This is a genomic window from Nonomuraea diastatica, from assembly GCF_004349015.1.
Classification (GTDB): domain Bacteria; phylum Actinomycetota; class Actinomycetes; order Streptosporangiales; family Streptosporangiaceae; genus Nonomuraea; species Nonomuraea diastatica.
Genome location: NZ_SMKP01000060.1, coordinates 40023 through 51799 on the forward strand (window position 1 = coordinate 40023; position 11777 = coordinate 51799).

General features: G+C 70.5%; 13 protein-coding genes. 7 read left to right on the forward strand and 6 right to left on the reverse strand.

Translation table 11 applies throughout. The features are described from left to right. Positions 1-23: 23 nt before the first annotated feature. Complete coding sequence (locus tag E1294_RS21675; protein WP_132510859.1) at positions 24-827, reverse strand: FKBP-type peptidyl-prolyl cis-trans isomerase; 804 nt, start codon at positions 825-827, stop codon at positions 24-26. A gap of 106 nt (positions 828-933) precedes the next feature. Between E1294_RS21675 and E1294_RS21680 the strand changes: the two genes are divergently transcribed. Further along, entirely contained in the window at positions 934-2001 is a 1068-nt protein-coding gene (locus E1294_RS21680) for a DUF2293 domain-containing protein (protein WP_246083174.1), read from the forward strand. After that, positions 1998-2369 (forward strand): MmcQ/YjbR family DNA-binding protein, encoded by a 372-nt coding sequence (locus E1294_RS21685; RefSeq protein ID WP_132510863.1) that lies wholly within the window; start codon positions 1998-2000, stop codon positions 2367-2369. The genes E1294_RS21680 and E1294_RS21685 overlap by 4 nt, the downstream gene beginning before the upstream one ends. On the opposite strand, the gene kynU is transcribed toward E1294_RS21685, so the two are convergent. From kynU to E1294_RS21700, 3 genes are read right to left on the reverse strand one after another with little or no spacing between them, the layout of a single operon-like run. After that, complete coding sequence (gene kynU, locus E1294_RS21690) at positions 2366-3601, reverse strand: kynureninase (protein WP_246083175.1); 1236 nt, start codon at positions 3599-3601, stop codon at positions 2366-2368. The two genes, E1294_RS21685 and kynU, sit on opposite strands and share 4 nt — an antisense overlap. Continuing rightward, positions 3598-4395, reverse strand: coding sequence for a 2-keto-4-pentenoate hydratase (locus E1294_RS21695; protein WP_132510865.1), 798 nt, complete (start codon positions 4393-4395; stop codon positions 3598-3600). Before E1294_RS21695 ends, kynU begins: the two co-directional genes overlap by 4 nt. Beyond that, positions 4388-5797, reverse strand: coding sequence for an aldehyde dehydrogenase family protein (locus E1294_RS21700; protein WP_132510867.1), 1410 nt, complete (start codon positions 5795-5797; stop codon positions 4388-4390). The genes E1294_RS21695 and E1294_RS21700 overlap by 8 nt, the downstream gene beginning before the upstream one ends. Positions 5798-5898: 101 nt before the next feature. Between E1294_RS21700 and E1294_RS21705 the strand changes: the two genes are divergently transcribed. The 3 genes from E1294_RS21705 to E1294_RS21715 all read left to right on the forward strand — a co-directional run bounded on the left by E1294_RS21705 (position 5899) and on the right by E1294_RS21715 (position 7712). After that, positions 5899-6441, forward strand: coding sequence for a VanZ family protein (locus E1294_RS21705; RefSeq protein ID WP_132510869.1), 543 nt, complete (start codon positions 5899-5901; stop codon positions 6439-6441). Positions 6442-6593: 152 nt separating this feature from the next. Beyond that, positions 6594-7346 carry a GntR family transcriptional regulator gene (locus E1294_RS21710; protein WP_132510871.1) on the forward strand — a complete coding sequence of 251 codons (753 nt, stop codon included), beginning with the start codon at positions 6594-6596 and terminating at the stop codon, positions 7344-7346. Positions 7347-7469: 123 nt separating this feature from the next. Then, complete coding sequence (locus E1294_RS21715) at positions 7470-7712, forward strand: hypothetical protein (RefSeq protein ID WP_132510873.1); 243 nt, start codon at positions 7470-7472, stop codon at positions 7710-7712. A 179-nt stretch (positions 7713-7891) separates the two neighbouring features. Here E1294_RS21715 and E1294_RS52845 read toward each other — a convergent pair whose 3' ends face one another. Further along, on the reverse strand, positions 7892-8920 hold the full coding sequence (locus E1294_RS52845) for a hypothetical protein (protein ID WP_165977410.1): 1029 nt from the start codon (positions 8918-8920) through the stop codon (positions 7892-7894). Positions 8921-9070: 150 nt separating this feature from the next. On the opposite strand from E1294_RS52845, the gene E1294_RS21725 reads away from it, so the two are divergent. Further along, positions 9071-9592, forward strand: coding sequence for a gamma carbonic anhydrase family protein (locus E1294_RS21725; protein WP_132510875.1), 522 nt, complete (start codon positions 9071-9073; stop codon positions 9590-9592). Here the strand turns inward: E1294_RS21725 and E1294_RS21730 are convergent. Next, positions 9564-10445: a DUF1349 domain-containing protein gene (locus E1294_RS21730; RefSeq protein ID WP_132510877.1), complete on the reverse strand. Its 882-nt coding sequence runs from the start codon at positions 10443-10445 to the stop codon at positions 9564-9566. The genes E1294_RS21725 and E1294_RS21730 overlap by 29 nt on opposite strands. Positions 10446-10577: 132 nt before the next feature. Here E1294_RS21730 and E1294_RS21735 point away from each other — a divergent pair. Beyond that, on the forward strand, positions 10578-11777 hold a 1200-nt coding region (locus E1294_RS21735), incomplete at its 3' end, for a hypothetical protein (RefSeq protein WP_132510879.1).

Here is an 11777-nt window from a genome sequence, read left to right on the forward strand (position 1 = left end):
CGGGTGGTGGCGCGCCGCCCGGCCTACCCCTGCGTGATCGTGTCGAGGATGTCGACGACGTAGAGCATGGGCGCGGGCCCTGGGGAGGGCACGGCCACCCGGCTGCCGACGCGCAGGCCGTCCAGCGCGGCCGTCCAGCCCGCGGGCACGGAGCCCTCCTCCAGGGTGAACGCGCTGGGCCCGCCCCTCCGGTACGACGAGTCCACGACCGTGCGTGACGGCCAGGAGGCGGCCACGTACTGGACCACGACCTTCGCGCCGGCCACGACCTCCGGCCCGGAGCCGTCGATGAGGACGCGCGGCTGCGCGGCCGGCGTCAGGCCGGCGGGGACGACCGGCAGGGGACGACCGACCAGCCGGGCGTCGGGCGGGTAGCCGCCCAGGATGTCGAAGACCAGCACCAGCGTGTCCGCCGGGGAGAGGCCGGTCAGCGGCATGTGAGGGCCGAGGGCGTCCGCCGCCGGGCTGATCAGCATGACCCTGCTGCCCGCCGACCGGCCGATGAGCGACTGCCGCCACGTCTCCGACACCAGCCTGCCGTCGAAGACCACCGTCGTGGGCTGGTGCCCGTCGTGGGTGCTGAGGTAGGGCTGGTTGCCGGACCAGCGCCGGATGTCGACGTCGGTGAGCACCACGTCACCGGGGACCGTACGCCGGCCGCTGCCCACGGACAACACCGTGATGCGCGGCGTGTGGCCCGGGTTTCCCTTGGGAATGGCGACGACCGGTTTGCTGCCGAACGCGCCCGAGACGACGGGCTGCGTGCCCTCCTCAGCCGCGCCACACGAGGTGGCCAGCATGAACAGGGCGGGCCAGATCAGACGCACGATTCTCCTCCAGGGCCAGGTCCGAAGGAGTTACTTGCCGCTATGGCGAAAAGGAATGCTGCGGCTCTCGCCATCTCACGACAAAGGGCGCGGGACACTGGGGTACGTGAGCCGAACCGATGGGGCGAGCAGGCCCAAGCTGGCGCGGAGGGTCGCCGACGCGGCCGAGATCGCGCTGACCGCCAGGAAATACGTGACCTTCATCGACGTGGTGACGGGCCTGCGCTGGTTGCACACCAGGCACGTCGACGTCTGGCGGCAGGGCAGGGCGGCCACGCTGGCCGAGTTGTCCGACGTCGGCGAGGACCGCCTGCTCACCGCAGCCGCCCTGCTGCGGGAGTGGGCCATGGCCAGGGGGTTGCGACCGGTCGACACGCCCTACGTGGCCGGCACCCGCGACCGCCGCGAGCTGCGCTTCACGTCGAAGGACGGGCAGGAGGCGTTCCGCGTGCACTGGCTCTCGCCCGATCTCAGCGAGGCCCGCGTGCGCCGGCTCACCGAGGCGCAGAGCAAGCCGCCCGACCTGGTGGCGGTGGCCCCGCTCGACGCCTGGACGTGCGCGGCATGCGGCGACACCGGCCCCTACCTGATCATGGAGGACGACCGGCCGCACTGCCTGACCTGCGCGGACCTCGACCACCTGGCGTTCCTGCCCGCGGGCGACGCGGCGCTCAGCCGGCGGGCCAAGCAGGAGAGCGGCCTGTCCGCGGTGGTCGTCCGGTACAACCGGCGGCGCAAGGTCTACCAGCGCATGGGCCTGCTGGTGGAGGAGGCCGCGCTGGCCGCCGCCGAGGAGCGTTGCCTGGCGGACGAGGAGGTGCGACTGCGCCGCAGGGAACGCGACCGCGTACGCAGGGCGGAGCAGGACGTCGAGTTCCAGACCAGGATGGCGACCGAGATCGCCCGGTTGTTTCCCGGCTGCCCTGAGCCGCGGGCGCGGGAGATCGCCGAGCACGCGGGCCAGCGCGGCAGCGGCCGGGTGGGCAGGTCGGCGGCGGCCAGGGCGCTGGACGAGAATGCCATCACGCTCGCCGTGATCGCCTCCATCCGGCATCTCGACACTGACTACGACCGGCTGCTGATGTCGGGCGTGCCGCGGATGGAGGCCCGCGACCTGGTCAGGGAGCGCATCGAACACAAGCTCGACGAGTTCCGGGGTAACGTGCGGGCATGAGCGACTGGCAGGACGTACGTGAGAAGCTGCGCGCGTTCGCCCTCGGGCTGCCCGAGAGCCACGAGGATCATCCGTGGGGCGAGACGGTGGTCAAGGTGAACAAGAAGGTGTTCCTCTTCCTCGGCCTGGAGGAGCAGACCGAGAAGTGGGACCCGACGTTCGGCGTGAAACTGCTGTCGGAGGCGCACGGCCACGCGCTGACCGTCGAGGGCGCGCAGCCCAGCGGCTACGGGCTGGGCAGGGCGGGCTGGGTGACCGTGCCGTTCCTGTCGGAGCTGCCCGAGACCGAGGTGCTGCTCGACTGGGTGGAGGAGAGCTACCGGGCGATCGCCCCCAAACGCGCGATCAAGCTGCTGGACGAGGCTTAGGTGACGGCCAGCCGCCCGGCATACTTCTCGTCCCGCCACAGCTCCTTGTCCAGCACCTCCAGCAGCGTGGCGGCGGCGTCGTAGACGTCGGCGTAGCCGACGTAGAGCGGCGCGAAGCCGAACCTGAGGATGTCGGGCGCGCGGAAGTCACCGTGCACGCGGCGGTCGATCAGCGCCCGCATCACCGGATAGCCGTCGGGGTGGCTGAAGCTCACCTGGCTGCCGCGCGCGGCGGCGTCCGCCGGCGAGGCGAGCTTCAGCGCGTCGCCGACGAGGTCGACGAAGAGCGAGGTCAGCGCCATGCTCTTGGCCCGCACCTGCGCCATCGGCACCTCTGCCCACAGGTCGAGCGCGGCGTCGAGCGCGGCGAACGACAACACGTGCGGAGTGCCCACCGCGAACCGCCTGACGCCCTCGGCCGGCCGGTAGCCGGGCTCGAACGCGAACGGCTCGGCGTGGCCGTGCCAGCCGGACAACACGTTCGCGGCGGCGGCGTGGTGGCGCGGGTTGACGTAGAGGAAGGCGGGCGCGCCGGGCCCGGCGTTCAGATACTTGTACGTGCACCCGAGCGCGAAGTCGGCCGCCGAGACGTCCACCTCCATGGCCCCCACGCTGTGGCACACGTCCCAGACCATGAGCGCCCCCGCCGCCTGCACCTCGGCGGTGACCGCGGGCACGTCGTGGCGGGCGCCGGTGCGGTAGTCGACCTCCGCCAGCAGCACCACGGCCGCGTCGTCGAAGCGCCCCTCCGCGAAGTCGCGCACCTCGTAGCCGCCGAGCAGCCCGGCCAGCCCCTGCACCATGTAGTGGTCGGTGGGGAAGTTGCGTACGTCGGAGACGATCACCCGGCGGCCGGGGCGCAGCCGCAGCGCGGCCGCCACCGCCTGGAAGACCGCGATGGAGGTGGTGTTGCCCACCACGACCTGTCCAGGGCCGGCGCCGATCAGCGGGGCCAGCCGGTCGCCGGCCGCCATCGGCTGCTCGTACCACCCGGCGTGGTTCCAGCCGCCGACGAGTTGCCCGCCCCACTCGTCCTCGACCGCCCGGCGCACCCGCTCGGCGGCACGACGGGGCAGCGCGCCCAGCGAGTTGCCGACGAGGTAGACGACTCCCTCCGGCAACACGAACTCGTCCTTGAAACGCCGCAGCGGGTCGCCGGCGTCGAGTGCGAGGCACCGCTCGCGGGAGACGGCTCGACCCGGCACGCGCTCGGCCTCGTCGCGCGCGCTCACGCCGAGAACACCGCGCGTACGGAGCCGAGCCCGTCGATGCGGGCCTCGAACTCGTCGCCCGCCTCGACGGGCGCCACGGGGCCGAGCGCGCCGGTCAGCACGACGTCGCCGGCGCGCAGCGCGTACTCGGTGCGGCCGAGCCGCGTGGCCAGCCAGACGGCGGCGTTGAGCGGGTGGCCCAGGCACTCGGCGCCGGAGCCGGTCGAGACCACATCGCCGCCCCGGGTCATCGTCATCGCGGCCGAGCGCAGGTCGAGCCCTGTCAGGGGCACGGGCGTGCCGCCCAGCACGTACGCCCCCGCGGAGGCGTTGTCGGCGACCGTGTCGGCCAGCGTGATGTCCCAGTCGGCGATGCGCGAGTCGGCGATCTCGATCGCGGGCAACACGAACTCCACCGCCCTGATCACGTCGGCCACCGTGAACGGCCCGCCGCTCAGGTCACGGCCGAGCACCAGCGCGACCTCGGCCTCGGCGCGCGGCTGCAGGAACCTGTGCACGGGCACGGGCTGCCCGTCGCCGTACGACGTGTCCGCGAAGAGCATGCCGAAGTCGGGCTGGTCGATGCCGAAGCGCTGCTGCAGCACCTTGTTGGTCACGCCGACCTTCCTGCCCGCCGGCCGCCGCCCCTCGCCGATCGCCCGCCGGGTGTTGATCTCCTGTACGGCGTAGCCGTCGGCGGCCGTACTGACCAGGTCCCTGATGGGCGGGCACGGCTTGCCCGTACGCGCGGCCTCCAGCAGCCGGTCGGCGGCCTGGGTTCGCGCGTCCACGGCTTGGGACCATTCGTCATGCATCGGGTTGCTCCAGTTTGATGGTGACAGTGGTGGGTTCAGAGTAGAAGTCGAGCGACTGTATGCCTCCTTCCCTGCCGATGCCCGACAGTTTCACACCGCCGAACGGGGTCCGCAGGTCGCGCAGATACCAGGTGTTGACCCAGACGAGCCCGGCCTCCAGGCGCTGGGCCACCCGGTGGGCCCGGTCGAGACCGGTGGTCCAGAGCGTGGCCGCCAGGCCGTAGTCGCTGCTGTTGGCCAGGTCGATCGCCTCGGTCTCGCTGTCGAAGGGCGCGACGTGGCAGACCGGCCCGAAGATCTCTTCCCTGTTGAACCTCGACCATTCCGACAAGCCTGTCACTACTGTCGGTTCTACAAAATATCCGGAATCACGGTGGTCGTTGAAGGCGGGGACGCCGCCCCCGGTGAGCACCTTGGCTCCCTCCGAGCGGGCCAGGGCGTAGTAGGAGAGCACCTTCTCGCGGTGCTCCAGCGAGATCATCGGCTGCGGCTCGACCTCCTGGGCCCGGCTCGCCAGCCGGGCACAGAACTCCTCGAAGATCGAGCGCTGCACGTAGAGCCGCTCGGTGCACAGGCAGACCTGGCCGCCGTTGGTGAAGACCGACTGCACGGCGCCGTCGATCGCCCGGTCGAGATCGCAGTCGTCGAAGACGAGTCCGGCGTTCTTGCCGCCCAGCTCGAACGAGATCGGCTTGACCCGGTCGGCCACCGTCTTCATGATCGTGCTGGCCGTCCTGGTCGAGCCGGTGAACGTCACGCCGTCGACGCCGGGGTGCTCGACCAGGAGCTGGCCCGATGCGCCGTGGCCGAAGATGATGTTGACCACGCCCGGGGGCAGCCCGGCTTCGGCGCAGATCCCGGCGAACACCGCAGCCGAGCCCGGCGTGCTCTCCGAGGGCTTGACCACCACCGTGTTGCCCGCGACGAGCGCCGGGGCCAGCTTCCAGGTCATCAGCAGGAACGGCAGGTTCCACGGGACGATCACCGCGACGACCCCGAGCGGCCTGCGCACGGTGTAGCTGAGCACGCCGGACAGGTGGAAAGCGTCGTCGGGACGCTGGGCGGCGATCTCGGCGAAGGCGCGGAAGTTGGCGATGCCGTGCGGGATGTCGAGCGTGCGGGTCTGGTCGAACGGCTTGCCCGTGTCGGCGATCTCGGCCGCCACCACGTCGTCGAAGCGGGACTCGATGCCCTCGGCCAGGCGGCGCATCCACCCGGCGCGCTCGCCGACGGGCATCGCCGCCCAGTCGCGCGCCGCCTCCCTGGCCGCCCGGACCGCCCGGTCGACCACCTCGGGGTCGGCCTCGTGCGCCTGCCGCACCACCGCGCCCGTCACCGGATCATGGACGGGGAACGGATGGCCTGCGGCCACCGGCAGGCCACCGATGAAATGGGTCAGCACAACACTCTCCTCTATCTCTCTGTATAGATCGCGGTCTGGTGGCTGACCCTGTCCGGACGGACATCTTCCGGTACCCCTTGATCGCTCGCCATCATGGTCGGATGGCGCGAACGTGGGAATTGTGGGGAACAGTCATTATTGCTGGTACGTTTGCGCTGCCCCTGGCCTTGCTAGCAATCTTGCTCCTCTCCCGCCACCGCGCCCGTGCCGGGCGTCCCGCGGCCCTGCGCACCTCCATCGCCGACGTCGGCATCGTGGCCGGGACCACGCCGTGGATCTGGATGATCCTCACCCCGTCCACCGGTCGGACAGGTGTCGGCCTCGTCCCGTTCACCGACCTCGCGGACCTGGCCGCGGCACCGTGGGAGGCGGTGTTGGTCCAGGTCGGAGGCAATCTGCTGGTGTTCGCGGCGCTCGGCGCGCTGCTGCCGGTGCGCAGCCGGGCGATGTCCTCGACCGTCCGTGTTGCGGCCGTCGCGGCGGCCTTTTCGGTCCTGGTCGAGGTGCTCCAGCACGCTCTGCGACTGGGCCGTTTCTCCTCTGTGGACGACGTCATTCTCAACACGACGGGTGCCGTGATCTTTGCTTTGGTTACTCGCCGCTGGTGGGCCGGCCGAATACCGGCTGTGACCGTTTCACGGTAACGGTCCGCTAAAACATCGCCGAATTCACCACACGGGCACGATCCGCTCAAAAGAAGCTCGCGACCAACCTGTGTATCTGTGCGATCGTGGACAAGACGGGGCAAGTTCTCTGGAGACGCCACAACCTGGTTGGTGACAGAGGGTGATCAAACGTGTCTGAATCCCCGGTACCCCACGAGCCCCCTATCTATCGCCGCATCGCCGACGGCCTCCGCGCCCGGATTCTGTCCGGCGAACTGCGCGACGGGGACCGACTACCGGGCGAGAACGCGCTGATGGCCGAATACGCAATCGCACGGGCAACCGCCAGGCAAGCGCTTGCCGTACTGATCAATGAAGGGTTGGTAGTGCCCAAACGAGGTTCGGGGGTTTACGTGCGGCTGTTCAAACCGATACGCAGGCACGGCTCACGCCGCCTGTCACGAGAGCAATGGGGTCAGGGACGCGCCATCTGGGAGGCCGACGCGCGCGGCCGTCCCTTCGAGGTCGACCGGGTGGAGGTGGTGCTGGAGCGGGCGTCCGACGAGGTGGCGAGCGTCCTCGACAGCCGGGAGGTCTGGGTGCGCAGGCGGCGTTACTCCGTCGACGACAGACCCGTGCAACTGTCCACCTCCTTCTTCCCCGCCCACCTGGTGGAGGGCAGCGCGATCACCCTCCCCGACACCGGTCCCGGCGGGGCCTACGCCAGGCTGGGCGACCTGGGCGTGCCACCGGCCCACTTCACCGAGGAGGTGCGCGCCCGCATGCCGGCGCCGCGCGAGAGCGCCCTGCTGGAATTGCCCGGAGGCACACCCGTGATCGTGATCGCACGCACCGCGTACACGTCGGGAGGGTTGCCCGTCGAGGTCAACGAGATGGTGCTGGACTCCGCCGCGTATGTACTCCAGTACGACTTCGACGCGTAGGTCAAGGCGATCTGTCAAGCGATAGGTTGACCTGACCGTCACGATCATAGAATTCTCTAGAGAGGTAGCGCATCTTCTAGAGAGATGGAACCTCGCCTGGGGGCCCGGGAAAGGTGGACGGAGATGTCCTTTGATCGGCATCTTGCGGAAATAGCCCGGGAGTTCCCCCACTGGACCATCTGGCGGAGCGATGCGGGCCGCTGGTGGGCCACGAGACACCATCCGATCAGCGCGGCGCAGCGCGAGGCCGGATGCGCGATGACCATCGACGCGGACGACCCGGACGGCCTGCGCGACCAGCTCCGGGACCAGGAGAGAAGGGCCGGCGAGCAACACTCGTGGCGGGCCGGCCCCGCACCTCCCTGACGCCGGCCGGGCAACGGCCGGCGACACACGAGCAGCCCGGTGCCGGGTCCAGCGTCTCGGCGGCCCCGGCACCGGGCCACCACGCATGGAGGGGCCACGAGCGCGGAAGCCTCCGACCCTATCGGGGGCGGGGGCTTCCGCTCCGCACCGTCGTCCTCCCGCCCCGGCGGGGAGAGGACCTACTTGTTCGCCTCGGAGAGGCGGATGACGTTGACCTCGGTGTCGTCGGAGACCTTGACCTTCCGGGTCTTGTCCGAATCGTCCTCGTCGAGGATGACCCGCACGTCCTCCTGCGGCGCGGCGGGCGCGGGGGTGGCGCCGGGCGACGGCACGGACGTCTCGCCCGGCGACGGCGCGGGCATCGCGCCCGGCGCGGACGGCATGGCGGCGTCGGGGATCAGCGGCCCGGCGGCCGACTCGCTGCGCATGAGGTCGCCGAGCACGGTGCTGATCTCGGTCAGCCGCCGCACGACCTCGGTGTGCGTGTTGGTCAGATAGTCGACCCGGCGGCCCGCCTGCTCGTCCAGCACGGCGCTGCGCTGCCTGGCCGTCTCCAGCATCGACTCGGCCTCGTCGCGCGCACTCGTCACCTGCCGCTCGGCCTTCGCGTTGGCGTTCTGCAGCAGCTGGTCTGACTGCGCCTGGGCCGCCGCGAGCACCCGCTCCGACTCGGCCTTCGCCTCCCTGAGCGCCTCTTCGGCCTCGGTGCGGGCCGCCGTGAGCTGCTCCTCCGCGTCGGCTCCCGCCTGGGCCAGCATCCGCTCCGCCGACTGCGTCGCCTCGTTCACCCGGCGCTCGGCCTCTGCCTGGGCGGAGGAGAGGATCTTGTCGGCGGTCCCGCGGGACGTCGTCACCAGACGCTCGGCCTCCGTCTTGGCCGCGTCTCGCACGCTGGCGGCCTCGGTCTCGGCGTCTTCACGCTTCGCCGCGGCCTCCTCCTCGCCGAGCCGCAGGATCTGCGCCAGGCGAGGGCTGAGATCCTCATAGCTCTGCGGCGTCTCGACCATGCGCCGCCTGGCCTCTGCCAGCTCGATGCGGCCCTGCTCGGCCTGGTCGATCGCTCGTGCCAGCCGCTCTTCAAGATCACGTACCTGGTTACGGATCCGGATCATGTAGTCGTGGACCTGACGGCGGTTGTAACCGCGCATCACGACTTCGAAGGTGTCCTCTTGCATCAGATCGGGGAGGCTCTCGTGCTGGTTTGTCATGGGGGTTACCTAAGGGTGGTTTGCGTGAGGCGGGGGAAAACTGCGGGTTGTGAGGGTCTGACGACGAGACGTCAGGAAACGACTTTCCTGCCATCTGCCCACGTCCGCAACCCGAACGCCATACCCGGAGCAGGAATTACCATGTGACGGATGTACATAGCAGCGTTGGACAACGGAGCAACTCCGGACATTCATCCCGAGGCGTACATCGCGCCTGGTGCCGTGGTGGTCGGCAGCGTGCGGGTGGGCCAGGCGTCCAGCATCTGGTACGGCTCCGTTCTCCGAGGGGACGACGAGCGGATCGAGATCGGCGAAAAGTGCAACGTACAGGATCTGTGCTGCCTGCACGCCGACCCGGGCGAGCCGGCGATCCTCGAAGACCGGGTGAGCCTGGGCCACAAGGCCATGGTCCACGGCGCCCACATCGAGTCGGGCACGCTGATCGGCATCGGCGCGATCGTGCTGGGCGGTGCCCGCGTCGGGGCGGGCACCCTGGTGGCCGCGGGAGCGCTCGTCGGGCCCGGCAAGAAGATCCCGTCGGGCGTGCTGGTCGCCGGCGTGCCCGGGAAGATCGTGCGCGAGCTCACCGATGGCGACCGCGACTCCTTCGCTCGCACGCCGGACAACTACGCGGCCAAGGCGCTCAGGCACCGGCGGGCGTCATCGCTTTGATCAGCACCTCGTCCGTCACCGAGGCATTGTTGAGCGGGTCGGCGTAGTCGGGCAGCTCCGGCCGCAGGAAACGCACATAGTCGACGGTCAGCTTGAGGTCGGGCTGGCCCTTGATCTGCTTGGCGTTGCCCTTGTCGGCGTCCTTCTTCAGCGTGCTGTAGCTGTCCCAGTCGGTGTAGCCGGTGATGCCCCACTGCAACACGTCGGGGAGGGTGGACGGCCACCGCTGCCCCACCTTCCACTTGCCCTTCTCCTCCTTGTAGAGCCCGACGAAGACGCGGCCCACCCGGGCGAGCACGAGCTCCACCCAGCCTTCCTTGACCGCCAGCTCCTGCGGCTTGGAACTGCCGTCCTTGGTGTACTTCACCTCGACCTGGCCGGGCTTCTCGATGGTGCCAGTGGTGATCGAGACCCAGTTGGGCTTGGCGTACGAGCCGGGCTGGCGGGCCATCAGGCCGCCGAGCGAGAACTTCCGCTTCGGCTGGTCGTCCTCCTTGCCCTCGACCTTGACCCGGGCGTGCATGACGATGTCGCCGGCCAGCTCCTGATAGACGAAGGGGCCGCGGAAGCCGTCGAACCAGGCCGAGGTCTTGGGCTCCATGTAGAGAGCGCCCTTCGCGGTCTTGTTGACGTCGAGCTTGGCGATCCGGTCGATGTCCTTCTCGGTCTCGCTCAGTTTGGTCCACATCGACAGGTCGGCGGCGTCGCCGAACTCCGTCGTGGCCTCGCCCACCTCACCGCCCTTCGCCGGCGGCGTGGCGTTCTCCAGTGTGAGCACGCCGGGCCCGGTCGGCGACGGTGGCGCCGCCGTGCCCGTGCCGCAGCCGGAGAGCACGCTTACGACCGCCAGCACGCCTGCTACCTTCGCCCTCATAGTGGAACATTCTGCCGTGAAAAGCCGATGGATGATCCGGGTACGGCAAGTACGATGACGGCCGTGCGACCTTGGGATGTGTTCACCTCAGCGGAGGCGGGGATTCGGGCCATGGTCGCAGACCCGCACTGGCAGGCTCTTTCACCGCCCGACCGCGCCCACGTCCTGGCCGCCAAGATCCTCGTGACTTCCGAGGGCGACAGGTGGCTCTTCGGCGCCCACGCCCGCTGGCACCTGCACGATCCCGCCGACGGCCGCTGGCACCTGGCGCCGCCGCCGCGGGGCACCCGGGCGCGCCAGGTGCACCATCCCGCGGCGGTGCTGCCCGACGAGGTGATCCCTCGGGGCTCCGACTTCCGCGCCGAGCCGGGCTCGACCCAGGCGTTCATCGGCCCCGACGTGGCCGAGAGCCTCACGGAACGGGTGAGGGTGCTGTTGCGGGCCAGCGGGCGCAAGTCGGAGCTCGACTACCCGATGACGGCCTTCGACGAGATCTTCGCCTCCGACGTGCCGAGCACCGTCGCCGCCGTCTGGGGCACGATCATGTGGTGCGCGTACGCGCCGGCGTTCGACGGCAACGAGCGGCTGATCACGGTGTTCGGCGAATATCTGTGCCGTCCGCTGCCGGGTGACGAGTGGGTGCGCTGGCTGCCCGCCCCGCCGCTGCTCGACCTCGCCACGCTCGTGGCCGGGCGGCTACGGGCGGGAAAGCCGAAGGCGGCGCTCAGGCTGGCGGCCGTGATGGCCGACACGGCCCAGATCCTGCTCTCCGACCCCCGGTTCAGGCCAAGGGCGCTCGCCCTGCTCACGATGGTCGAGCCCATGCTGCGCCACCCGGGCATCGACGACGCCCACGTGGACGAGGAGACCCTGCGCCAGGCGTGGCTGCGGCGCTGCCCGGCGCGGTTGTGCCGGGCGACGTTCGTGGAGAGCGACCCGGCGGCGCACTTCTCGCACTCGGTCTACGACCTCGTGGACGCGCTGCAGTTCACGCCCGAGCCGCCGAGGGCCGCGGCCGTGCTCCTCGCCGACCTGTCCGACTCCAAGGGCGCGCTGCCCGCGCTGCTGGACCACCGGCTCAGGAAGGCGTACGAGGAGTTGGAGCGGGCCGGGCTCACCGGCACCTCGGCCAGGGAGCCGACCGAGCCCGACGGCTTCCCCGTGCAGGGCCGGCCTGGCGGGGTGTCGACCGCGCCCGCGCCGGCGCTGGAGATCGCGCCGCCCGACCGCGGGAGCACGGCGGCGGTGCTCGGAGCCGCGTACGCCATGGGGCTGGCGTGGGGCAGGCTGACGGGGGCCAAGGTGCCGGAG